We start from the raw sequence: 24867 nt of genomic DNA on the forward strand, positions 1-24867 counted from the left end.
ATATTAAAGTTTACAAGAGGAGATATTATGATTGAGAAAAAGTTAATTGAAATACTGATCAATTTTTATAATCATTCGTTTACAATCATTGATAAAGATGAACGTGTCATCTATTGGAGTGATCGTGCTTCAGAAATATTCAACTTGAAAAATGAAGATGTGGTGGGAAAAGATATAAAAGAAATTTTTTCGGAAGATCAGCTGCTGATCCTGAATTCCCTCCGTAAAAATCAATCTTATGAAAAGAAGCGCCATCAGGCGACTCCGGATATTTATGTGGATATCAAAGCAGAACCTATCTGCTATGATGGTGAAGTTCTGGGGGCTGTTGTTTCAGAAATCGATGTGACGTCACAGATTAAAAGAGAAAAGGAACTTGAAGAACTTAAAAATAAAGTCAGCATACTGAGTGATAACGTCAGACAGTTGAATAATGATGACCATTTTAAAAATATCATCTACAAAAGTTCCATAATGGAAAATTTGAAAAATCAGATTGAAAAGGCTGCAAAGACAAATGCCAATATTTTAATTACAGGCGAGACCGGTGTCGGAAAAGAGCTGTTTGCACAAGCCATTCATAATACAAGCCGTCTTGAAGGAGACTTCATACCGCTGAACTGCGGCGCCATCCCCACCGAATTATTCGAATCGGAATTGTTCGGTTATGACAGAGGTGCCTTTACGGGTGCCAACAAAGAGGGCAATCAGGGGAAAATCGAACTTTCGGAAAACGGGACTTTATTCCTCGATGAAATTGGTGAAATGCCGCTGGAGATGCAGGTGAAGTTTCTGCGTATTCTTCAAGAGAGAAAGTACTTTAAACTAGGCGGTAAAAAAGAGCAGACGACAAATTTCAGGCTGGTTTCCGCCACAAATAAAATGATTACAGAACTGTTGTCATCCGAAAACTTCCGCTCGGATCTCTTGTACAGAATCAATGTCATCAACATCCATATACCGCCGCTCCGGGAAAGAACGGATGATATAGCGTCCCTATTTTACTATTACTTGTATCAGTTGTCAGATAAGTATCAAACGGAACTCAGATATGCCGATGAGCAGCTTTTACGAAGTCTGATGCAGTATGAATGGCCGGGAAATGCAAGGGAACTGATCAATGTCGTAGAGAGGCTTGTCATTTTTTCCAGCGGCGATCGGCTGGATAATAATATTTTCCATCAATATTTGGAAGAAGTGGGTCAGACTCAGAGTATGACCGCTTACAGTCTGCCTCAAAATGATTTGGAATTGAAAGATTACATCAATCATATAGAAGCGGATTATATTAAGCAGGTGATGGAGTCCAACAATCACAACATCGAAAAGTCCAGCCAGATCCTGGGCATCAGCCGGCCGACGCTGTATGCGAAGATCAAGAAGTTCAATCTGTAACTGGCACGATTATTTCTTATCGTATAATAAGTAAGAACTATCATTTGAGGTGAACATTATGAATAGTAACGAAGATTTTACAGTATGCCGCTGTGAAGGTGTAACATACTCGGAAATCTTGAAGGAAATGGACAAGGGCGTCAATAATTCAAGGGAAATGAAGTTAAAAACAAGAGCCGGCATGGGGTTCTGCAACGGCAGGACATGCGGCCATCTGATCAATAAAATTACAGAGGATGCTGAAAATGAGACTCCGGTCTTTATTCACCTGAGGGCCCAGCCTCCAATACGTACGATATCATTTGAAGAACTTTCAGGAGGGCAGCTTGATGACAAGAAGAATATTAAACCATAAGATACTCGGTGTGAAGAAACCTCATATCATCCCATTTGCATGGAATGGTGAGACATATTACGGTGCTGAAGGTGAAAGCATTACAGCCGCCCTGCTTGCCAATGACATACGGACACTCCGCTATCATGAAAACGACGGTGCACCGAGAGGGTTCTACTGCAACATCGGCCATTGCTCCGAATGCAGAGTGACGGTCGACGGCAGACAAAATGTCCGCGCGTGCCTGACGCCGCTTCAGAAGGATATGGAGATCGACAGACAGGGCAGGCTGCCCCATCTGGTTAAAGGAGGCCGTGGAAATGACACATTATGAAGTGATAATCATCGGTGCCGGTCCCGCGGGAATGAGTGCCGCCAACATATTGAAAGATGAAAAAAGCGTCTTGATTATTGATGAATATTATCATTACGGCGGCAGACTGCTCGGTCAGCTTTACGAAGAATCCAAAGGCAGCTGGTGGAACGGCATGGAAGTTGCCCATCGCCTATATAATGATCTGGATGACAAAATAACACTGAAGCTCGGGACTTCCGTCTACAATGTCGGGAAAGAAGATGCTGAGTTCACTGTTTTTACGAATAAAGGGGCGTTCACATCTGACTATCTGATCGTTGCGACAGGCGCGAAGGAAAACTCCTGCCCGCTTCCCGGCTGGGAACTGCCGGGAGTCATGACTGTCGGCGCCGCGCAGGTATTGACCAACTTCCACAGAGTCGCGCCCGGTGATGCCGGCGTCATTATCGGAATCAATCCCTTGTCAATGGTGATTGGAATGGAACTCGGATATGCCGATATCGAAGTCAGGAAAATCTGTCTGCCGGCTGAAAATAAATTTAATACCACCATGCCGAAAGATGCGCTTCTGACATTGATGGGACTCGGCCGCTCCGCCCCGACAAAATTACTATCCATTCCTGCCGCCATAGGCAGCAGAATGTCACCTTTTCATGGAATGGCTTTGAAACTCTTCCCGTCAAAGGGCGTTAAAGCACTGGGCCTGCCGATATCCATCAAAGAAAGAGTCATCAGGATCAACGGCAGAGATTCCGTAGAGTCCGTCACTACAGTAAAGACTAAATCTGACGGCAGTGTAATCAAAGGTTCAGAGCAGGAGATAAAATGTGATTTCGTCTGTATTTCAGACGGCTTGTCTCCGGTAAACGAAATCACTTCATTGTTTAATTTGAAACATGCCTATCTTGAATCCCTCGGTGGGTATGTTCCCATTCACAGTGAACACATGGAAACTGAAGTCGATAAAATGTATGTCGCAGGCAATATCACCGGGATTGAAAATGCCAAAGTTGCCATGCTGCAGGGCGAAATGGCCGCCCATCATATTTCAGGTGATGAAGCAGCGGTGAAAAATACTTTAAAAAATATTACAGATGAACGAAAAAATGCCAAAGTAAAATTCCATAAAGATCTCGATGCCGGCCGGGACAAGCTCCAGTTGTACTGGCTCGCAAAATAAAGCAAATTATTCAGAACGCATAATAAAAGAGCAGCCTGTGAGGCCGCTCTTTTATTTTGTGTATGAGATTATTTCGAATTCGATGATACTAGAAGAATCTTTGTCGTTTCGGCGGTATCATTATACCACTCATGCTCCACTCTAGAATCGATGTGAATGGATTCACCGGTCTCTAATGTTTTCTGTTCGCCGCTTATGATCACTTCCAGTGAACCGGATAGAACATAGATGAATTCCTGCCCTCTGTGAGTGTACGGCGAATGCTGTGACTCGCCTGCTTTTAATTCCACTTCAGCAGGGGTGAATATCGGATTTTCTATATCACCCGACAAATCTTTATATGAAAAATTACCATTCAAAGATGAAGCGTCGACCGGACCTGTATGGGTATCATCAAAAAAGAAATTCACATTCACATCGAGCGCTTCGGAAATCTTTTTCAGTGATGTGAACGTCAGTGTTTTCAAATCACGTTCAATCTGTGAAATAAAACTGATGGACAAGCCACTTTTCTCACTGAGCTCTTTTAAAGTCATCTTCTTGTCTTTACGTAACTTCTTCAATTCATTACCCAGCGTTTCGCTCATATCCCGGCCTCTTCCTTTTATGATCTGTCCATGTTGACAAACACACTTTTCACTTCGATATAGTTTGCGATCCCGTAGTCTCCGCCCATATCCCGGCCGATGCCCGATTGTTTATAACCGCCGAACGGCATTGTTTCAAGCTCCAGGCCGAAGTCGTTGATCCACACTGTTCCCGCTTCAAGTTTTGAAGCGATATAATGGCCGTCTTTAATATTCTCAGTCCACACACTTGCAGCAAGACCGTAATTGCTGTCGTTTGCTCTCGTTATGACTTCTTCAATGTCGTCAAACGGCAGAACAGACATTACAGGTCCGAATATTTCTTCTCTCGCAATCGTCATATCATCCGTGACATCAGTAAAGATTGTCGGTTCAACGAAGAAACCTTTGTCTCCGATCCGTTTTCCGCCGGTGATCAGTTTGGCACCTTCTTCTTTACCCTTTTCGATATATCCGAGAACTGTGTCCAGCTGCTTCTCAGATACTAAAGGTCCGATATCCGTTTTTTCATCCAGGCCGTCTCCCACTGTGATCTCTTCGGCTTTCTTCTTGAGTGCATCAATCACTTCATCATAGATGTTTCTGTGAACGTAGACCCTTGTCGTCGCGCTGCAGTTCTGACCGGAGTTATACATGGTACCGTCCAGAATACCTTCGAGACCCGCCTCAAGATCAGCATCTTCCAATACGACTGCAGGAGATTTTCCGCCGAGCTCCAAAGTGATGGACTTGATATCTTCCGCTGCCTCTTTCATAATATTGCGTCCGGTATTTGTCGAGCCTGTGAATGCGACTTTGGACACGTCTTTGTGAGTAACGAGTGCGTGGCCTGCTTTATTTCCGAAACCGGGCACAAAGTTGACTACGCCGTCAGGGAATCCCGCTTCTTTAAATAATTTCGCAGTATAAAGTATCGATAAAGGCGTATCTTCAGCCGGCTTCAGTACAATCGTACAGCCTGCAGCAAGGGCCGCGCCCATCTTCCATGCCGCCATAAGAAGCGGATAGTTCCACGGAACGATCTGCGCCACAACGCCGATCGGCTCGTGCACAGTGTATGTGACATAGTTCGGATCTATATTCGTCGTCTTGCCGAAAATCTTAGTCGCCCATCCCGCATAATACCTGAAATGCTGTACTGTGCCGTCGACATCATCCTCAAGTGCCTGCTGATATTTTTTCCCGTTATCCAATGCTTCAAGCTGTGCCAGTTCTTCACGATTTTCATGAAGCAGTTCAGCAAACTTATAAATCAGCTGTGACCTGGAATCCGCGTCCATCTTAGTCCATTCTCCATTGTCGAATGCATCTTTAGCCGCTTTAACAGCTTTATCCACATCTTTCTCTGATGCTTCACTGACATTCGCAATCACTTCTTCTGTAGAAGGATTTTTCACTTCAAAAGTTTTGCCGCTTTCAGAAGGTATGTATTCACCGTTAATATAAAGCCCTTTGTCACCTTCTAAAAATTCTTTCACTTTCGGTTTCAATTCAATTGCTGACATTCAATTCCACTCCCCATTATTTTATGTAATATTTTTAAATTTAAATATTCTGTTAACTGAATCATAAATGATTACAAATAAAAAAGCAATCAAAATTTCACTGACAGTGAAATTTTGATTGCCCTCTTGCTTCTGCTACTTAGTTTCAAGTCTTGAAAGCACAACTTCTCCCAGTACTTTTGCACTGATCAATAATGATTTTTCATTAATATCAAATTTAGGATGGTGGTTGATATAGGCATTTTCCACACCTTCGGGCTTTGCACCGACATTGATGAACGTGCCCGGAGTGTTCTGTAAATAATAGGAGAAATCTTCAGAGCCGCTTGAAGGATCGTGGTGAGCAAGATTTTTAATATATCCACCCCTGCTGCCGGACAAGATCTCTTCAACCTTCTCTGTCTTCTCCGGATCATTGTACAGTACCGGATAGTCATAGATATAATCCAGATCACACTTCACGCCAAAAGCAGTTTCCAATCCATTTAAGATTTTTACCATCTCATCGTGGATGGGCACTTTATTTTCCTCTTCCATATAACGTACCGTACCGCGCAACGTCACTTTATCAGCAATGACATTCTGTCCGCCCGGGGCTTCAAAAGCTGTGACCGACACTACAGTGGTATGCTTGGGATTCATCCTTCTTGATACGATCGACTGGACCTGGGTGACAAAATGTGAGCCGGCAACAATCGGATCGATTGTCGTCTCCGGCATCGCACCGTGTCCCCCGCTGCCCTGGATATGCAGATTGAAGTTTGAGCGGCCCGCCATAGCATTGCCGGAAACGAGTCCAACTTCCCCCGTTTCATACATCGGGAAAAGGTGGATGCCGTATACTTCATCAAGATCATCTAAAATTCCGGAAGCGACAATGCTCTTTGCTCCGCCCGGCGGCACTTCTTCCGCATGCTGGTGAATGAGTTTTATCGTTCCATCCCACTCATCTTTAAGTTCAATCAATGACTCGCCGAGAGTCAGTAAATATGCTGTATGGCCATCGTGGCCGCACGCATGCATCACACCTTCATTTTTCGACTTGAAAGGCACTTCCGTTTCTTCCGTAATCGGCAATGCGTCGAAATCAGCACGCAGACCGATTGTTCTGCCCGGGGCTTTTCCGTTGATTTCCACGACAATACCGTTCTCTCCTTCAATATTCGTTGTCACTTTTACGTCTTTATCTTTATAGAAATCTGCAATATACTGCGCTGTTTTTTCTTCCTTGAACGACAGCTCCGGATGCGCGTGAAGATGGCGTCTGATCTCGATCATTCGGTCTTCTTTCTCTTCAAGCCTGTTGAACAGTTTTTCTGTAATTGACATAACTATCCCTCCATCTGTTATTAAGTTTATTCTAAACTTATATAAATACAATTTCAATCTATACGTTATCAATTTCACAAAGTCAGCTCTGCCGCTGTATAAATTTCTGTGATAAGATTATAATTGTATAAAAATTTATTACTTAGGGGTAGCTAAAATGACTGTCAATAAAAAACCAATGAGCTTTTCAAAATCGATCAAAACTACACAGGTTTTCCCTGAGCATACAAATCATTTGAACACGATGTTCGGGGGCAAGATGTTAGCTAATATTGATGAGATAGCAGCCATCGCTGCGATGAAACACGCTGAAAAAAACTGTGTAACGGCTTCCATCGACTCTGTAAACTTTCTAAAACCGATACGCGCCGGTGAAATCGTTACATATGAAGCGTACATTTCTCATGTCGGCACTTCTTCACTTGAAGTCTGTGTACAGATTAAAGTCGATAATCCTTTCACACATAAGAGTGACCTTGCGGTGCTGAGCTTTTTAACTTTTGTTGCTGTAGATGAAGATGGTAAGAAAGTTGAAGTGCCGAAAGTATATCCGACAAACCAGCATGAGGAATGGTTGTTCAAAACTGCGGAAGACCGTATTCAGAAACGTCAGAATCAGCGTGTGAAAAGCAAGGAAACAATCGAATTTTTAAAAAGTATCGAAGAATAAAATAAGGAGGCGGCGATTTGCCGTCTCCTTATCTATTTGGACCAAAAACTCTCGGTTCTTTATTTTCAGGTATGCCATCCAGACGTTTCTGCAAAGATTTCTGCCAGCTTTCAGCTAAAAGTTCTACATCTCTTAAACTTTCTGCCAGACCGTAATTATCCTTCTGGTTGTACATCACTTCATTGCATGCATCGATCGACCACTCAGGATGCGGCCTTTCCAGCAGCTGGAAGCCTTCTCCCGCCTGCACTCTGCCTTCTTCGATCACTCTGAAGTACCAGCCAGTCCTCCCTGAGTTTTCAATTTTTAAGGCTAAATCAATGATCCGATGTTTTCTTGCCGGACGCCAGCATGGTCTGCGCGGCTGCGAGACTTGTATTTTGGCTTCTCCCAATTGATAAATATCACCGATGCAGACATTTGATTCATCAAGACCGGTTACCGCAAGATTTTCGCCGAAAGCACCTGCGTGCATCTCCTGTCCAAGCTCATTCTTCCATTCGTCATAATGCTCGATATTATAACAGAATGCCGCTTTTTCAGGTCCCCCGTGATTGCGTTTGTCTCCGACTTCATCATTTTCAAAACCTGTTTCTGCCAGATAGACTGCTTCCTCTGTTTTCTCCCTGTATATTGCTGTCGTCCATTCCTGATCCATCTTTTGCTCTGCGCTATTATCTCCATATGTTCTGGCCTTACCCACAAATAAATATTTCACTTTACCCAATTCCATGGCAACCGCCCCCAATGAATGTCATTTATCTTCATTATACAACTTTAAATTCATCTGTTAACCAGAAGACTTTCGTATCATCATGATATCTGAAAGCTTTTACAATCCGGTATTCACCGCTGTCCAGGTTTAAAGAATAGTCGGACGGGTCAATCTTTGTTGTTCTGGTTTCATCGGGCGGTATCGCTTTACCATAGTTATCAAAGGCAGAAAAATCTTTGAAGACCGAATCTTCCAATGTAAGCATATACCACTTTCCATCAACTTTTTTCTCAACATAGAAAAATTTTCCGTAGCCAAAAATTGAATCGCCGGTATTTTTAATGCTTAATTTAATTTTTAAAGCTGATTGTTCAAGATCAGGCTCGATGACATTCATTTCGAGACTTTTATTTGAACTTGGAAGTTCCTGCCTGGGGCTCGGATCTTCAAGCAAATCCGGAGTGACCGGGCTGATTACAGCGTTTAAAATAAAAGGAGTGAGAAATAATACGATGAATATTGAAAATCTTTTCATTTTCAATCACCTTCCTCACTCCAATTATAATATAAAGACAAAAAAGACGAAGAGACCTTCGCCTTATTTATCCCCTGATTTTGAATCTTCATCGTTAAATTCCGTCAATGCATATTGTTTGGAAAATATTCTTTTAAGCTTCCGGTTGATGGCACTTTTAGGATACCTTATTTTATAATTGGACAATCTGGCAAACTCCGCCGTCTTTTTATACTCCGGATTATTTTTATCCTGTAAAATCATATGAAGTCTGTCAAAATCTTCGATCCCTTCCGATTGCTCAATCGGACTGGGGCCTCCGTAATCCACTATTTCCGGGTATACATCTTCATCCTTCGAAATAAATTCCACCAGTTCAACTTTATGATGCCATTTCGCTTTGTAATTATAAATATAGCTCACTGTGCCAAGTTCTGATAAAAATGCATCCACCTGAGTATAACTGGAAAGCAATACTGGTTTCTTTTTGGTTTCTCCCGTCGTGTCTTCCGAATATACCCGGATGACATAATTATCATTTAAAAATTCAGCATAAAACTTTTTGCTCCATCCAAAAGCAATTTGAATGATCAAGTGCATCTCATAAAAGTTCAGACGTGTCGGAATAATCATTTCGCGAAAAATAATATCACTGCCGCCTACTAAAGATATTTTCACCCTATAAGCATTGTAGGATGATTGGCTTTCTTTATTTCTCAATATATTATTCTTGTAACGCTGACTTTTGACTTTTTTCAAATTGGTGCTCCTGATGGCTTTCAGCACTTCCGGATGAGATATTCCATAGTCATTCTCCATGACGATAATCAATCCGAAACTGATCAACTCCTGATATTCCTTAATGTTATTGTAAAAAGGATAATCATTTTCTGCATGTTTCCTTATCACTTGAAAAGCTTCGTCCGATAAAGACAGAAGAATCTCCCTGATTTTCTCTTTATCTGTCAGAAGTCTTTTTAAATCATTGACATAGATCGCTTTTTGAAGCGATGCCGGCGAGTGTGAAAGCGCTTTCGAAATTTCTTTCAGTTGAGTTATTGTTATACCCATTAACAACTCTTCGAGACGCATCTCTGAATATGACATAAGAATCGTTTTCTTAAGTGGACTGAGCTCTTCCAGCCATTTAAGATCTTTATCATTTTTGTTAAGTTCTTCAATCAAACTGCGCAGAGTTTCTTCATGCACAGCCCCCTTCCTCTCATTGAAGGGAACGACTAGATATTGATCGATTAAAAATGGATACTCACCATCCGACAGATCAATTGTGTAATATCCATTCTTCGCCTTAGACGATTTTAATTTATCTATCAGTTTAAGTTCCTCTGTACTCAACTGTTCAGCAACCCAGCTGATATGATACGGATTCGTAATTTCCCGGTACCGGTAGACCACAAACTCATCAATCGATTGATATGCCCTTTTCCTCGTTTTGCTCAATTCCTGCAAAATCTCTTCAGTTATGAATTGTCTGTAAAATTCTTGAACCCCCATAATTTTCCCCCTTTGGTGCATCTAACATCCCCTTGACAATCTCTTACTATAAATGTATCACAAATTGTAATGATACACTACTGATTTTTGTCTATTATCAGTTAATTCTGATTATTCATCAAGATCAGTATGTGTTGATATGGTATGCAGTGATTTGTATTGGTTGTGTGTCGCTGTTTTGTGTCTTTTTGCAGGCGTCGTTTTTATGTCATGGGTGAATAAATGCTTGAAAATCACTGAGTCTGCGAGTGATACTTTTCTCTTGGTTGGATGTCTAACAGCGCTTCGTAATGGAAACGAGGCTCCGTTGGATGTCTATCACCGCTTCGATATGGAATCGAGGCTCCGTTGCAAGTCTATCACCGCTTCGATATGGAATCGAAGCTCCGTTAAAATCATCTTATTCCTTCTTTAACTAAAATACCTCTTGCTGTAAAAGCCGGAAAACTGAATCTTAGATTTTTCTCAATTAGTATTACAGCTTCTTAATTTCTGCATCTGTAATTCAGATGTATTGGAGTTTATTTACAAAACATGCCAGTTACGAAAAACTCTCTGAATGATATAATAAAAAATAATTCAAATTTTAGGAAAGGGCGTTTCTCATATGGAAAAAGGTTATATTTCTGAAATAGAAGTTCAGGTGATGTACGCAGATACAGATATGATGGGCGTTATTTACCATGGTAATTATCCAAAGTGGTTTGAAATGGGCCGGATGCAGCTGATCACAGATATCGGTTATGATTATCTTGCGATGGAGCGTGAAGGATATTATGCACCGGTATATAATCTCGATGTGACTTATGTAAAGGCGTTAAAGTACGGTGACCGTGCATTTGTCAGAACATGGGTCAAAAAGAACACAGGCATGAGAACAGATTACGGTGTCGAAATTGTAAACGGCGACGGTGAACTATGCACTTACGGCACAACAACACATGTTGTCGTGAAAAAAGTAGATGGTGAATTTAAACCGGTGCCCTTCAAGCGGATCTTTCCTGAATGGTTTCAAATATATGAAAAGATTAAAGTAGACGGGTAAAAACGGCTCATAATACACCGATGTTTTATACACCGGTGTATTATTATACTCATTTCCACTTGTGTAAGCGCTCCCTCTATGTATACTTAAAAATAAGGAGGGGATTTTTACATGCCTGATTCAAATAATCAACTATTCGAACATAAAACAAAAAAAGAATTTAACTTTTTCTTAGCAGTGCTTCCGCTCATTGTCATGGTCATATCGATGCTGTATGCAATAGTGGTACTTGAAACCGATCCGCACCTTCCTTTAATTATCGGCACAGCCACCGCAATGATTGTTGCTGCAGCAGTCGGTTTCAAATGGGATGATCTGGAAGAAATGATGTACAAGGGGATACGTCTTGCACTGCCCGCTGTCGTAATCATCATGCTGGTCGGTCTGATCATCGGCTCGTGGATCGGCGGCGGCGTTGTCGCTACGATGATCTATTATGGTCTCATGATTATCAGCCCGCAGTTCTTCCTGGTGACAATCCTTATAATCTGTGTGATCGTTTCACTTGCTATCGGCAGCTCATGGTCAACTATGGCAACTATCGGTGTTGCCGGGATGGGGATCGGCATGAGCATGGGAATCAATCCCGCAATGATTGCAGGCGCTGTCATTTCCGGCGCTTATTTCGGTGATAAAATGTCACCGCTATCTGATACGACAAACCTGGCATCAGGTCTGACGAACACTGATCTCTTCGTACATATCAGACATATGCTGTACACGACAGTACCCGGACTGATTATTTCTCTGATTGCGTTCTTCATCATAGGAATAAATGTCATCGGTACAGGCACAACTTCTCCGGAAGATATTGAAGCCATGATGACAAGCATGCGTGAGAACTTTGTGATCAGCCCGTGGCTTTTATTAGTACCTGCTTTAGTTATTTTATGTATTGTTTTAAAAGTGAAAGCCGTGCCGGCTCTGGTCATTGGAGTACTGCTCGGATTCATATGTAATATCTTCATTCAGGGAGATGCATTTGCGGATGCTGCGTCCATTCTGATGAACGGCTATGTATTGGAATCGAATAACGAAATGGTCGATTCACTTTTTAATCGCGGCGGGCTTATGGACATGATGTACACAGTTTCACTGACTATCGTCGCCATGACTTTTGCCGGTATTTTGGAATATACAGGTATGCTTAAATCGATCATGCAGCAGATTCTTAAAGTTGCGAAAGGCACTTTTGGTATTATTACCGCAACGATTGTATCCTGCTTTGCAACGAACGCAACATGTTCAGAGCAGTATATTTCAATTGTCGTACCTTCAAGAATGTATTTAAAAACTTTTATCGAAAATAATCTGCATTCCAAAAACTTATCTCGCTCACTTGAAGACGGCGGTACATTAACTTCTGTATTCATCCCGTGGAATACTTGCGGGGTATTCATATACGGTACACTCGGCGTTGCTGCCTGGGAGTATGCACCATTTGCGATTCTTAACTTCACAGTGCCTGTAATTGCGATGATCCTGGCTGCAACCGGGTTCGGCATCACTAAAATGTCAGACGAAGAACGCGATGCTTACCTGGCCAAGCATTACCCTGAAGAGCATAAAACTGCAGAAGCATAAAAATAAGCCCCGGCAAAATTTGCCGGGGCTTCCCTCTTTCTGATCATTAGTCATCCTGTTCGACGTCAATCACTTTTCCGGTTGTTGCGTGGATTTCCACTTCGTATTCAGAACCGTCATAATCAATTTCTATATCGAATTCATTATCTTCCTTGTCCAAATCCCACTCATCTACAGTACCGCCGCCGACAGCATCCAGAGCGATGTTCAGCGCTTCTTCAGATGAAATGAATTCACCCTCAAACTCGATGTTGTTTGTATACTCCCTGTCTGATTTATTCTCCTGGTCGATATCTGTCACTTCACCTGTCGTTGCATTGATTTCGACATCATATTCAGAACCGTCATACACCAGTTCAATTTCATAATCATTGTCATCTTTGTCGAATTCCTTATCAGTGACATCTCCGCCGCCGACTTTATCTTTGGCAATCTGGACTGCTTTTTCCATTCCGATAAACTCAGAATCTGCAGATGATGTCGACTGCGTTCCTTCATCCGACTCATCATCCTGATCGAAGTCTTTTATTTCACCTGTCGTTGCATTGATTTCCACATCATATTCAAAACCTTCATGAACTATTTCAATTTCATAGTCATTGTCATCTTTGTCGAATTCCTTATCAGTGACATCTCCGCCGCCGACTTTGTCTTTAGCTATCTGGACTGCTTCGTCCATGCCGATGGACTGAGAATCTGTCTCTGTTGTCGTCTTTCTTTGTTCTTCCCTGGCCGCTTCTTTGTCGTCTTCACGGTCAATTTCTTCCTCTGAGATACTCAGGTCGTCAGCGTTGATCTTAACTTCATATTCATCTTCACCGTTTTCCATTTCAATCTCATAATAATAAACACCGTCATCTTCATCGAGTTCCACTTCTGTCGCAGTACCTTCAAAACGTTCGCTCGCCATATCAACTGCTTCCTGAACTGAATACTTGAACTCGTTTGTCTCTTCGGTCTGGACATTTGCGACACCGTTGTTATCTTCGTCAGACCACTCCAGATTTTCATCTGCACTCACTGTTGAACATGCGCCCAATACTAATGCCGAAGCCAGAGTACCTGCCATTAAAGTATATTTATTAATTTTCATTTTCTAACTCCTCCTTGTTATCTTACTTATATAATAACCATCCAAAACTAAAGGCCATTTAAAGTAAAATTAAAGAATGATTAAAAAATGAAATGTTTGTTTTAACTTGAGACATTTTCCTTGTTTTTCAACCGGATTGCCATTGTAACCAGCACGAAACACAGCATTGCTGCCACGAGATTTACAAAGACGACGCCCGGCCAGTAATGGCTGACCCAGAACAGTCCGGCAAAAGTTCCAAGCAGAGAAGCACCGACATAATAGAAGAACAGATACAGTGATGAAGCCTGGGCTTTATTCTTACTTGCATTCCTGCCGACGAGCCCGCTCACTACAGAGTGGCTTGCAAAAAATCCGTATGTAAACAGGGACAGACCCAAAATGATGGTAAATACGTTCGGTATGAACAAGATCAATATACCGGTTGTCAATATCAACAATCCAAGGTAAAGTACTTTCTCCTGGCCGAAACGGACCACCAGACTTCCATTTACAGTAGAACTGACTGTACCGATTAATAGTATCAGGAAAATCCAGCTGACAATCGACTGGTTAATGTTAAACGGCTCGCCGAGCAGGACGAATGTCACATAGCTGAACAAGGCAATATTCATCCCCATCAATAAAAACCCGACACCGTATAAGCTGACCAGCACTGGATTTTTCATATGACCGATGAGGGATCCGAACAAAGAGCCTACAGAAAATTTCTGCGCTGTAAAGTTCCGGGAAGGGTTCAGCAGCTTCCAAAATACTATCGTTGCAATGACACTGATGAGTCCGATGCTTAAAAATGCGATCTGCCAATTAAATACATCACCCATCAATCCTGAAAAAACACGTCCAAATACTGCACCGAGTGAGTTTCCGCTTATGTAGAGCCCCATTGCAAGCGGCATACTTTTAGGATGGATTTCCTCGTTGATATATGCCATTGCTATGGAAGGCACTCCGGCGAGGACCACACCTTGTAAAGTTCTTAAAATAAGTAACATGGTGAAGCTCTCTCCGCTTAAAGGCGTGAGTACACAAAGCAATGATGCTGCGAACATCGATGCCACCATTATTTGTTTACGTCCGACCGCTTCTGAAATCGAACCGAAAATTATCATGCTGACCGCTAAAGCCAACGTCGTTAAAGTCAGGGAAAGGCTTGAAGTGGCGGGAGTGACATTAAAAGCCTCACTGAATTCAGGCATCAGCGGCTGTGCAGTGTACAAAATTGCAAAAGTATTAAAACCGGCAGCAAAAAAAGCGATGGAAACTTTCCTGAATTCCGGCGTCCCCTTTTCTATAAAATTCATAAGCAGCATCTCCAATGAGTATTCTGTTATTTACAATGCTACCACTGCATCCTTTTATAGTAAATTGCAGTTGCTTGGGACCCGACGTCGTGTCGGGAGATACTCTCTCTGCCCCGACATCGTTTTTGCGCCATGTCGGGAGGACGGCAAAACCCGTCAAATCCTCTTCTCGATTTGACGGGTTTGCTGTTTAATCATCATAATCTATCTCTATTATCGAACCATTAATTGAATTGATTTCAACTTCGACTTCCTGCCCATTTACAATCAATTCAATTTCATATTCAAAATCCTCGTCATCATATTCCCATTCAATCACAATGCCGCCGACTGTGTTCAGTGCAATATTGATTGCCGCATCGGGCGTCAGTATACCATTGTTATAATCGGATGTCTGGTTATCCTGCTGTTCAGTGTTATCTTTTGACTGCTGCTCTGCATTCTCAGTCTTCTCTGCAGGTTCTTCCGCCGATCCAATTTCCTCTAGCACCTGCTTTCCTGCCGTTTTTTCCTGTTCTTCATCTTTTTTATCAGCAGATTCTGACTCCCCTTCGGCCGGTGGCTCCCTGTCGTCAGGTTCATCAGATTGGCCGGATTTGCTGTCTTTATCCTTCTTTGGCTCTTCAGTATTTTCATCCTCAGCTTCTTCATCATTTGCCGAGTCCTCACCTTTGCCACCGGATCCATCGATTTTATTTTTCGCATCTTTTTTAATTTCTTTATTAAGAACATCCGCCGTCAATGCATCGATTTCGATGACAACTGAATTATCGTCAGTCTCTATAAGGATTTCGTATTCATCATTTTCAAGTTCCCAACCGGTAATTTCCCCGTCAACTTCTCCATCAGCAATATCAAGTGCAGCTCCCGGAGTAATTCTTTTCACGCTGTTCAGTGATTCCTCACTATCAGCGTCACCTTTTTCAAGTTTGATTACTGCCAGATTGTCAGCATCCACTTTACTCTCGTACTTTATCTCATCATTCACGATCTCGATTTCATAATAATAAACACCGTCATCTTCATCGAGCTCCACTTCTACCACTGTGCCTTCATACAATGAATTAATCTTATCCACTGCTTCCTGCGGTGTATGGTTTAAGTCATTAATTTCCTCTGCGACACGGTTTTTAGCTTCGCCCTGATTATTGTTATGTGTCCACTCCAAATCAGTGTCAGCATTGGCAGTCGTACACGCTGTGATCAACAGAACCGCACCAAAAATAATGATACTCAAGTAGTATTTCATGTTATTTACTGACCTCCCAATAACGATTCATTGATTTCACTATACGGTTCTTGTCCTAAAGGAGACTTAACGATTTATTAAAACTTGATTAAAACCTTTGAAAATTTTGATTTTTCTCAATATTCTCTTTATATTTATTTCGGTTTATGAGATAATTAATGATAAGTTGAAAAACGTTTATTGATTTACAGCAGGTGATGGGAAAGGAGGAGCATGATGGTCCGTGTTTCCTGGGGGATGCTGGTTTTCCTGGTCACCATCATACTTACAGGCTGTAGCGGTGATGATGACTTTAACGGTCGTACGTTCACGATTGTTGATGCTTCTGCTCTTCTTGAAACAGAAGAACAGGCGAATCTGCAGGAAGATACCAATAGAGTATTATTGTCTCTCTCATTCGATTCAGGAGAGGTCACCATCAATTCTGATCAGGATTTAACAGGAGAATATAAAACAGTGGATGACCGGCTGGAAATAACTTTAAGCGATGATGAAGGGGATTTCAATCTAGTCTTTTCCGACCTGGCATCCAGCGTTGAGAAGAACGTCAAATATACAGCTGAGATTTCAGATGTAGATTATTCTCTTAGCAATACTGACGATCTTGCTCAATTGGAATTCATATCTTCGGATAATACTGAAGGCACGATGGTCTCTTTTGAAGAAGACACAGAATGACAATAAAAAACGACCTCGAGGAGGTCGTTTTTCATGCCGGTATACCAGCTGCAGCACGATCATCTTTCCATCTTCCAATTCAATTTGAACTGAACATTCAGGACAGTCCCTGAATCTACAAATGTAATTGCATTCCGGCTTTTTCCGGCAAAATAATGATTCAATATATTTTCGCATCGTTTTATCGTACTGTTTTCCATCTTGCCGTCCGAGCCCGAGTTGCTGCCAAACTCCAACGGTTTGAATATATATGGTGATTCCTCATACTCATAGAGATCCATATCATCTGTATTCCATGAACAGTCCAGATAGAATGTCTGATGATCTGCACAAATCAGGTCTTCATATAATTGTTCCGAGATTTCAATTTTGCGGTATGATTTTATGCCATCCTCTTCATTGCATAAATTCACAAAAAATTTATCATTCTCTATTTCTATTGATGATGATTTCAAGTTTTTAATCTCCGAATAGTCATCACCTCTAATACCTTCGAGTAAAGCTCTGTATATTGCGATATCAGAATCATTTTCGACTGTTAATACGAAGTTATTAAAATCATCTAAATGATACATATAACTTTTATTCATCAAAATTCTGATCCTCCGTAACCTTTTTATTTTTACCATCACATATTATATATTATTTCACAATATTTTTATACAAGTATATATGTATTTCATTGATTTTTCACAATAAAATGCCATCAGCTTTCCGGCTGATGGCATTTTATGATGATGTTTCTGCTACTTGTTCAATATTATCTGGTCTATTTCTTTCGGAAATTTATTGAAATTATGCGTTTCCTCACCAATGTACAGAGCATCTTCGATTCTCACACCGCCGAACCCGGGCTGATAAATTCCAGGCTCCACTGTCACGACGTGGCCGATTTTCAGTTCTTCCTTGTTTTCACTGTCGAGGGAGGGTTGCTCATGCAGGCCATAGCCCAGCCCGTGGCCGATTCTATGTGTGAAAAACTCCCCGTAACCGGAGTCATTTATAACGTCTCTTGCTTGTTTATCCACGATATTCATCGCCGTCCCATGGACCGCAGCTTTAACACCTGCTAAATTCGCTTCATAAACCGCATTGTAAATATCTCTTTGTTCATCGGTCGGTTCACCGATGATGAAAGTCCGCGTCATATCTGATACATAGCGGGATTCGGATATGATGCCGAAATCTATCAGCAGATAATCGCCGTTCTGTACTTCGGTGTCCCCTGAGGAACCATGGGGCAGGGCGGAATTTTCCCCGGTGAGTACGAGAGGTCCGAATGAAACGTCCATCGCCCCGTATGATTTTAACTTCTCTACAAGATAATCTGCAATTTCTTTTTCAGTCTTGCCGATGACACCATCTTCTATTAAATCAAATAACGCTTTCTCTGTAATGTCCACCGCTTCCTGCAGATGCGCTTTATCTTCTTCATTCTTAATGCCGCGCAGTGCATTGACCTCGTCGTCTATCGGACGGATGCTTTCAGCAGAGTACTCTTCCCGCAATTTCATATAGCGGTCATATATCAGATGTCCACCCTCGATTCCGATGGATTTATCCTGCCCCTGTCCGAGCTGTTCAAATAGCAATCTGAAAGGATCTTCACCGTCCCGGTGCGGCAGATGATTGACGACTGCTGCCGTATCATTGACGATTTCCTGATCCAAAGCCGGGTACATCATGGTCGTTTCCTCAGACTCTGCATCTATGATAAGGGCCAGCATTCTTTCATGAGGGTCTATAAAACATCCGGTGAAATAAAAGATGTTCGTCGGATCTGTGAGGATGACCGTATCTACGTTTATACCTGTGACCAGCTTCGAAACTCTCTCTTTAAAAATTGACATTAGAATTTTTCATCCTTTACTTTATCATTTTGATCAGTGCAACTTACTCATAAATATAACTCGTTCATGTTATCATTGTAAAATGATGTTAAAAATGAACGGTGATAAAAATGAAACGTTTCTTACAATTATTCAATGATTTGCATTTTAAAATAAATGACAGTTTTAAACTGCCGTTTTTGTCCTCTTTCGTACTGTTGACCGGTTATATTTTAATCGTCGGTTTCAGCGGCTACCTGATCGGCTACGATCTGATCGGCGAAAGCAATACTTCTGTGACAGATGATCTTTTTGTATTGTTTCTGAGAATGGTACTGATCATTCTCTTCATCAACTTTAATATATTATTCCTATATTTTTTAGTCAGGTGGTTCAGGCATAAAAGAATCGCCCTCAGGGTAATATATTCCTATTATGCCATTTTCAGCACCTTTTTATTTTTAATATCCATCATACTGTTTATCAGTATTTTATTTTCATACTATGTTCTCGGCATACAGACCGACCATCTGTTCTTGTTTTTCGGCCTGACAGTGCTCATCATACTCACCTCTGCCAACCTTTACCCGGCATATTTTCTGGTGCGTGCTTTGAAAGATGAGCCCATTGATATCTTCTGGGCCATCATACTGTGCGTGCTCGGGATTCACATTTTCAGCTTTATACTGTTCAACATCTGGAACAGGATTCACATATTCCAATTATGGCTGTAAATATATATGCCGGCGGGAATTCATTTTGATTTATGTTCCAAATATTTATCAAACCATGATGTCAGATGTTCGAGCCTTTCGACGCGCAGGCTCGGCTTTCCCGTCCTTGATAAATTATGGTCTGCTGCAGGAAACCTGACAAAACGGGTTTCCTTTTTCTTATATTTTAATGCAATGAAAAGCTGCTCACCCTGCTCCACCGGGCAGCGGTAATCATGCTCGCTGTGAAGTATCAGAAGCGGCGTTTCTATATTATCCACATATTTGATTGGAGAATGATGCCACATCGTCTCTATATCATTGAAGTCCGCTCTGATCTGCCAGTCACTGAAATAATACCCGATATCCGAGACCCCTCTGAAGCTGACCCAATTGGAAATGCTGCGCTGTGTGACAGCCGCTTTGAATTTATTCGTATGACCGACAATCCAGTTCGTCATAAAACCGCCGTATGAACCGCCGGTGACTCCGAGATTATCCGTATCAATCCAGTCATAATGCGCAGTGATATGATCCACACCTGCCATGATATCCTTATAGTCACCATTGCCGTAGTCACCTCTTACAGCATCTACAAACTTCTGTGAATAGCTGTGCGAACCTCTCGGGTTTACATATAAAACTGAATACCCTTTCGCTGCGAGCACCTGCATTTCATGAAAGTAGGTATTAGCATAAAACGCATGCGGTCCACCATGAATATTCGTGACCATCGGATATTCAGCACCTTCTTCAAACTCTGCCGGTTTCATAAACCATCCATGCACTGTCGTATCATCAAAACTCTTATATTCAATCGCTTCAGGCACGACAAGATCTTTCTCTTTCACATAGCGGGAGTTGATGCCGGTCACCTGTTTCAATTCGTGATTTTTAAGATCAAACTGATAAAGTTCACCCGGGTGATCCGGCTTTGAAATCGTCAAGTATGCATAATCCTCTCCGGCATCCATCCCATATATATGATGCGCATCCTGAAGCAGCGGTTTGATTTCCCCATTCACATTGCCTGTGTACAGATTTACACTGCCATTTTCGGACACCAGGAAGATGAAATCCGTGTTCGAAATCCAGACAGTCGGATTCATTTCCACTGACTGCTGCGTGTCTGCCGCAACATAATCACCGACGGGCTTATCCAGTTCTCCAGTCAGAGAGACAGAAGTCCCTTTTTCTAAATCATGCAGAACGATTTCTGCATGGGTCGCATTCTCGTACCCGCGCCCCATGTGAGTCATCAAAAAATATTTTTCGTCCGGACTGACATCGATTTTCATGATGGAACCTTCATCTTTGATTATTTCTGTACTGTTCCCGCTGCCCTTTTTAATATAGAGCTTCTGTGAAAAATTAAAGTCTCTATCTTCACTTTCATCTGACGAAAAGATGACCGTGTCCCTGCCGACACTCGCATGAAGAGTATAGTTCTCTTCTCCTGACAAAAGTGCAGTCACTTCATTTGTTTCCAGGTCCACCGACTTGACCGACTGGTACTTCTCTTTAAGCAGACCGACACTGTCGGCCTTATACTTCATGCGGTCGATGATTACAGGCTCGGGAAACTTCTCCTTATCGTCCTGTTCTCCTGAGACTTCATTTTCATTTAATTCCTTTTCCGTCAGCGGTTCACTGGATACATGATAAAAGATTTTCCTGCCGTCTTTTGAAAACAACGCGCTGCCCACGCCTTCTTTCTCACGCGTCAGCTGCTCCCTCTCCCCGCCGTTCAGGCTGATAAGGAAAATCTGCGGTTTATCATGCTCCCCTTTTGCTATAAATAAAGACCGTCCCCCCTTCGGTGAATGCACCACATTGGAAATACGTTCTTTTTTATAACTGAGCTGTCTGCTCTCTCCCCCATCGAACATAAATAGATTTGTCACATAATCATTGGATTTCTCATCCAGATAAGTTACTGAATATGTAGCTCCGCCGTCCGGAACGACTGCCGGAGCGGAGACTGATTTTATTTCGAATATATCTTTTATTTCAACTTTTGACACAAAAATCCCCCTCATCTGTTTTCTTCATCTTAACATTAATGAGGGGGATGTTTGAGTGATAAGTCACTCAGCGGTCCAGACATTTTGAAATTTCCATCATTCCTTCTGTAATTCTCGGCCCCGGTCTCGTGACGATATCCGGGTCCACTGCACACTGCCGCTCTTCAGATTTTATTGTCAAGTTTTCAGTTCCCGGAAAATCTGCCACTTCGTCACTTAATCCAGTCTCATCCACACCGCTGACTGATATTATGTAATCCGGGTTCCTCTCCATCACTGCTTCAATACTCGCGCTTATAAAGCCGGTCTGGTCACCGAAAGTGTTATCAACATTCAATTTTTCCAGAACATCATGTAAAAAAGTATGGTCACCTGCCGTAAAAAATTCAGGACTGTTCGCTATTTGGATGACCGCATCATAATTTTGTTCCCGTCTCTCATTTTCCACTATGTTATAAATATCCTTTTCCAGGTTTTCCGCAGCTTCCTCCGCTTTCCCGGCTTCTCCGATAAACCGGCCGATTTTGGTGATGGTTTCAGGAATGCCGTCGACAGTCTCCGTTTCCTCCACGTAAAGCACTTCTGCACCGGTTTCTGCAGCAATCAGTTCCAATGAACTCTCATGCATTGCACGGGATGATTCATGAGACAGTATATGCGTCGGTTCCAATGCCAATAATTGCTCAATATCAAATTCAAATGCATCAATTTTACTTACGTCCGGATTCTGGACCAGATCTTCTGGATATGTATCCACAGTGGTGATGCCGACGATTTCATCATTCACACCGAGAGCATCCAATATTTCAGTATTGCTTGGTATCAGTGACACAATCCTTTTATCAAAAGAAAAAGACTCTGAGCTGTTTATCTCAGAGTCTGCGTCGCTGCTTAAATCCGAATCAGATGATGTCGGCTCCTGCTGTTCAGAAAAATCATTCTGCTCTTGCTGTTGCTGCTGCATCATCATCATGCCGCAGCCTGACAGGTTCATGATTAAGAAGATCATGACCAGAGGCCTTAAAACTTTTTTCACATTAACACTCCTAAGTGATTACATTTTTTCCGGTGCTGAAACACCGACGAGCTTAAGTGCGTTCTGCAATGTTTGTCTGACTGCTTCTATCATTAATAAATATGCTTTTGTTTTATCTTCATTGTCACTGAGTACTTTTTCCGCATTGTAAAACTTATGGAAAGTACTTGCAAGCTCCTGAATATAAGTCGCTATTCTGTGTGTTGCACGGTGGTGGGCAGAGCCTTTGACAATATTCGGGAATGCCGCCATCTTCTTGATCAGATCCAACGCCTGTTCGTTCGAGATGACCGAAACATCTGCATTGTTGTCGACTTCATATCCTGATTCTTTCGCCTGTCTTAGAATACTGCAGATTCTTGCATGCGCATACTGTGCATAATATACAGGGTTGTCGCTGGATTCCGACTTAGCCAGATCCATATCAAAATCAAGATGGGAATCGGAACTTCTCATCGTCAGGAAATAACGGCAGGCATCGACACCGATTGTGTCAATCAGTTCGCGGAGCGTCACGGCTTTGCCTGTGCGCTTGCTCATCTTGACCTCTTCACCGTTTTCAATCAGACGGACCATCTGCATAATTTTAATTTCCAGCATTTCCGGATCTTTTCCGAGTGCGCCGAGAGAACCCTTCAGACGATGAATGTAACCATGATGGTCTGCGCCGAAAATATTGATCAACTTATCGAAATTCCTCTCAACCTTATCATAATGATAAGCAACATCCGGCATCAGATAAGTGTATGTGCCGTCACTTTTACGTAATACACGGTCTTTATCATCACCGAAGTCGGTAGTACGGAGCCAGAGGGCACCGTCCGCTTCAAATGTATAGCCGTTCGCTGTCATTACATCGAGTGCCGCATTCACTTCATCAGTTTCATAAAGTGAAGTTTCACTGAACCAATTGTCAAAGTTGACGTTGAAGTCATCAAGATCTTTTTTCAACTTATCCATTTCATAGTCCACTCCGAGTTTTCTGAACATCTCGATACGGTCTTCTTTTGTAGTATCAACGAGCTCCGGAGACTCTTCAGCAAGCTTTTTACCGATATCCTGGATATCTTTGCCGTTATAACCATCCTCCGGCATTACCAGTTCCTGCCCCAGCGCTTCCAGATAACGGGCGTCAATCGACAACGCCAGGTTGTCAATCTGGTTTCCTGCATCGTTGATGTAGTATTCACGTTCCACATCATGGCCGGCAAAGTCCATAATATTAGCCAGCGTATCGCCGACACTCGCATTTCTCGCATGTCCTATATGGAGATCGCCCGTCGGATTTGCACTGACAAACTCAATGAGTACTTTTTCTTTGACTTCCGGAGTCGAACGGCCGAAGTTTTCACCCTGTTCCATCACCTGAGGAATAACCTGAGTCACCGATGATTCATCCATGAAGAAGTTTATAAACCCAGGCCCTGCGATTTCGACAGATTTAATGCTGGCTGCTGATTCGTCCAGATGTTGAACGATCGATGCTGCTATGTCCCTTGGCTTTTTCTTCGCCTGTTTAGTCAATGTCATCGCCACGTTCGAGGAAAAATCACCGTTCGCTTTATCTTTTGGTGTTTCAATTTTAATTTCGGGCACTTCAGTCACTATCCCGGACTCTTTTACTGCATTTTCCAGTGCTTCCGACAATCCAGCTTTTAAATTCATCATTGAACCTCTCTCTCTAGTTTATATTGGTAGCTGCCCAGTAATTGACCCTGCTCAAATAATTCATAGTCAATAGTAATCTCGTTCCGAAGAGCTGCAATATGATATGTGTATATTGTGAAGTGATGCCTTCCGGCAGGTGATTCATAAAATGTATCCGTTTCTTTGCCTTCGGCAAAGTGGAATTTCATATTGACCACGCCACTTCTGTTGATTTTTATAAAGTCATCATTGATTCTCAATATGACATCCAGTTTATACTCGTCCATCTGCTCCTGATACTTCAAATAACGGTCACGTTTAAAAATCTCCGTCACTTCAACTTTCTGGGAGAAAGACTGCTTTTCATCATTCATATTAAAATTTTGAGTGAGTAAAAAACTCAATTTTTCATCCTTCATATAATCACCTGCAAGTAAGGTAAATTATAACATATTTAGAGTAATAAAGAGATTATAAACGCAAAAAAGACAGGGAGTTGCCCCTGTCTAAGTGTCCTAGTTATATTTTATATAACTATATAGTATTTTATAGTCGTTTCATGAAATCTGCAAGCCTCATTTATAAAAGTCTTATTTTGGACAAAT

General features: G+C 42.0%; 24 protein-coding genes. 9 read left to right on the forward strand and 15 right to left on the reverse strand.

Annotated elements, in window-relative coordinates:
- The first annotated feature begins 27 nt into the window (after window positions 1-27).
- From ACY8DT_RS04220 to ACY8DT_RS04235, 4 genes are read left to right on the forward strand one after another with little or no spacing between them, the layout of a single operon-like run.
- A complete protein-coding gene (locus ACY8DT_RS04220) occupies window positions 28-1395 on the forward strand; it encodes a sigma-54 interaction domain-containing protein (RefSeq protein ID WP_462421684.1) in 1368 nt (455 codons plus the stop codon).
- A 58-nt stretch (window positions 1396-1453) separates the two neighbouring features.
- Window positions 1454-1750, forward strand: coding sequence for a (2Fe-2S)-binding protein (locus tag ACY8DT_RS04225; RefSeq protein WP_462421685.1), 297 nt, complete (start codon window positions 1454-1456; stop codon window positions 1748-1750).
- A complete protein-coding gene (locus tag ACY8DT_RS04230; protein ID WP_462421686.1) occupies window positions 1725-2063 on the forward strand; it encodes a (2Fe-2S)-binding protein in 339 nt (112 codons plus the stop codon). Before ACY8DT_RS04225 ends, ACY8DT_RS04230 begins: the two co-directional genes overlap by 26 nt.
- Window positions 2050-3225, forward strand: a complete 1176-nt coding sequence (locus ACY8DT_RS04235; protein WP_462421687.1) for an NAD(P)/FAD-dependent oxidoreductase — start codon at window positions 2050-2052, stop codon at window positions 3223-3225. Before ACY8DT_RS04230 ends, ACY8DT_RS04235 begins: the two co-directional genes overlap by 14 nt.
- Window positions 3226-3293: 68 nt before the next feature.
- Here ACY8DT_RS04235 and ACY8DT_RS04240 read toward each other — a convergent pair whose 3' ends face one another.
- The 3 genes from ACY8DT_RS04240 to ACY8DT_RS04250 all read right to left on the reverse strand — a co-directional run bounded on the left by ACY8DT_RS04240 (window position 3294) and on the right by ACY8DT_RS04250 (window position 6646).
- Window positions 3294-3812, reverse strand: a complete 519-nt coding sequence (locus ACY8DT_RS04240) for a helix-turn-helix domain-containing protein (RefSeq protein WP_462421688.1) — start codon at window positions 3810-3812, stop codon at window positions 3294-3296.
- Window positions 3813-3829: 17 nt separating this feature from the next.
- Window positions 3830-5317, reverse strand: a complete 1488-nt coding sequence (locus ACY8DT_RS04245; RefSeq protein ID WP_462421689.1) for an aldehyde dehydrogenase family protein — start codon at window positions 5315-5317, stop codon at window positions 3830-3832.
- A 135-nt stretch (window positions 5318-5452) separates the two neighbouring features.
- Window positions 5453-6646 carry an amidohydrolase gene (locus ACY8DT_RS04250; protein ID WP_462421690.1) on the reverse strand — a complete coding sequence of 398 codons (1194 nt, stop codon included), beginning with the start codon at window positions 6644-6646 and terminating at the stop codon, window positions 5453-5455.
- Between the two features lie 157 nt (window positions 6647-6803).
- On the opposite strand from ACY8DT_RS04250, the gene ACY8DT_RS04255 reads away from it, so the two are divergent.
- Window positions 6804-7316 (forward strand): acyl-CoA thioesterase, encoded by a 513-nt coding sequence (locus ACY8DT_RS04255; RefSeq protein ID WP_462421691.1) that lies wholly within the window; start codon window positions 6804-6806, stop codon window positions 7314-7316.
- Between the two features lie 28 nt (window positions 7317-7344).
- On the opposite strand, the gene ACY8DT_RS04260 is transcribed toward ACY8DT_RS04255, so the two are convergent.
- The 3 genes from ACY8DT_RS04260 to ACY8DT_RS04270 all read right to left on the reverse strand — a co-directional run bounded on the left by ACY8DT_RS04260 (window position 7345) and on the right by ACY8DT_RS04270 (window position 10060).
- Complete coding sequence (locus ACY8DT_RS04260; protein WP_462421692.1) at window positions 7345-8049, reverse strand: MOSC domain-containing protein; 705 nt, start codon at window positions 8047-8049, stop codon at window positions 7345-7347.
- 34 nt (window positions 8050-8083) lie between these two features.
- Window positions 8084-8566 (reverse strand): immunoglobulin-like domain-containing protein, encoded by a 483-nt coding sequence (locus ACY8DT_RS04265; protein ID WP_462421693.1) that lies wholly within the window; start codon window positions 8564-8566, stop codon window positions 8084-8086.
- A gap of 63 nt (window positions 8567-8629) precedes the next feature.
- Entirely contained in the window at window positions 8630-10060 is a 1431-nt protein-coding gene (locus tag ACY8DT_RS04270; RefSeq protein ID WP_462421694.1) for an IS1096 element passenger TnpR family protein, read from the reverse strand.
- A 607-nt stretch (window positions 10061-10667) separates the two neighbouring features.
- Between ACY8DT_RS04270 and ACY8DT_RS04275 the strand changes: the two genes are divergently transcribed.
- Together ACY8DT_RS04275 and nhaC are read left to right on the forward strand one after the other, a co-directional pair.
- Window positions 10668-11105 (forward strand): acyl-CoA thioesterase, encoded by a 438-nt coding sequence (locus ACY8DT_RS04275; protein WP_462421695.1) that lies wholly within the window; start codon window positions 10668-10670, stop codon window positions 11103-11105.
- A gap of 111 nt (window positions 11106-11216) precedes the next feature.
- A complete protein-coding gene (gene nhaC / locus ACY8DT_RS04280) occupies window positions 11217-12689 on the forward strand; it encodes a Na+/H+ antiporter NhaC (RefSeq protein WP_462421696.1) in 1473 nt (490 codons plus the stop codon).
- A gap of 46 nt (window positions 12690-12735) precedes the next feature.
- Here the strand turns inward: nhaC and ACY8DT_RS04285 are convergent, their stop codons facing one another.
- From ACY8DT_RS04285 to ACY8DT_RS04295, 3 genes are all read right to left on the reverse strand, one after another.
- A complete protein-coding gene (locus ACY8DT_RS04285) occupies window positions 12736-13782 on the reverse strand; it encodes a PepSY domain-containing protein (RefSeq protein ID WP_462421697.1) in 1047 nt (348 codons plus the stop codon).
- Window positions 13783-13883: 101 nt separating this feature from the next.
- The gene (locus tag ACY8DT_RS04290) at window positions 13884-15086 is read right to left on the reverse strand and encodes an MFS transporter (RefSeq protein WP_462421698.1); all 1203 of its coding nucleotides are present in this window, start codon (window positions 15084-15086) and stop codon (window positions 13884-13886) included.
- A gap of 190 nt (window positions 15087-15276) precedes the next feature.
- Entirely contained in the window at window positions 15277-16335 is a 1059-nt protein-coding gene (locus ACY8DT_RS04295) for a PepSY domain-containing protein (protein ID WP_462421699.1), read from the reverse strand.
- Window positions 16336-16551: 216 nt separating this feature from the next.
- Here ACY8DT_RS04295 and ACY8DT_RS04300 point away from each other — a divergent pair, with 216 nt between their 5' ends.
- Window positions 16552-17013, forward strand: coding sequence for a hypothetical protein (locus tag ACY8DT_RS04300; protein WP_462421700.1), 462 nt, complete (start codon window positions 16552-16554; stop codon window positions 17011-17013).
- A gap of 59 nt (window positions 17014-17072) precedes the next feature.
- Here ACY8DT_RS04300 and ACY8DT_RS04305 read toward each other — a convergent pair whose 3' ends face one another.
- Together ACY8DT_RS04305 and ACY8DT_RS04310 are read right to left on the reverse strand one after the other, a co-directional pair.
- Window positions 17073-17603: a phage lytic cycle repressor MrpR family protein gene (locus ACY8DT_RS04305; RefSeq protein ID WP_462421701.1), complete on the reverse strand. Its 531-nt coding sequence runs from the start codon at window positions 17601-17603 to the stop codon at window positions 17073-17075.
- Window positions 17604-17759: 156 nt separating this feature from the next.
- Window positions 17760-18863: a M24 family metallopeptidase gene (locus tag ACY8DT_RS04310; RefSeq protein WP_462421702.1), complete on the reverse strand. Its 1104-nt coding sequence runs from the start codon at window positions 18861-18863 to the stop codon at window positions 17760-17762.
- 110 nt (window positions 18864-18973) lie between these two features.
- On the opposite strand from ACY8DT_RS04310, the gene ACY8DT_RS04315 reads away from it, so the two are divergent.
- The gene (locus ACY8DT_RS04315; protein ID WP_462421703.1) at window positions 18974-19576 is read left to right on the forward strand and encodes a hypothetical protein; all 603 of its coding nucleotides are present in this window, start codon (window positions 18974-18976) and stop codon (window positions 19574-19576) included.
- A gap of 20 nt (window positions 19577-19596) precedes the next feature.
- Here ACY8DT_RS04315 and ACY8DT_RS04320 read toward each other — a convergent pair whose 3' ends face one another.
- The 4 genes from ACY8DT_RS04320 to ACY8DT_RS04335 all read right to left on the reverse strand — a co-directional run bounded on the left by ACY8DT_RS04320 (window position 19597) and on the right by ACY8DT_RS04335 (window position 24681).
- Window positions 19597-21579, reverse strand: coding sequence for an alpha/beta hydrolase family protein (locus ACY8DT_RS04320; protein WP_462421704.1), 1983 nt, complete (start codon window positions 21577-21579; stop codon window positions 19597-19599).
- A 67-nt stretch (window positions 21580-21646) separates the two neighbouring features.
- Window positions 21647-22615 carry a helical backbone metal receptor gene (locus ACY8DT_RS04325; protein ID WP_462421705.1) on the reverse strand — a complete coding sequence of 323 codons (969 nt, stop codon included), beginning with the start codon at window positions 22613-22615 and terminating at the stop codon, window positions 21647-21649.
- An 18-nt stretch (window positions 22616-22633) separates the two neighbouring features.
- Window positions 22634-24283, reverse strand: coding sequence for an arginine--tRNA ligase (gene argS / locus ACY8DT_RS04330; protein WP_462421706.1), 1650 nt, complete (start codon window positions 24281-24283; stop codon window positions 22634-22636).
- Entirely contained in the window at window positions 24280-24681 is a 402-nt protein-coding gene (locus ACY8DT_RS04335) for a YwiB family protein (protein ID WP_462421707.1), read from the reverse strand. Before ACY8DT_RS04335 ends, argS begins: the two co-directional genes overlap by 4 nt.
- Window positions 24682-24867 lie beyond the last annotated feature (186 nt).

The sequence above is a fragment of the Salinicoccus sp. Marseille-QA3875 genome, assembly GCF_054950095.1.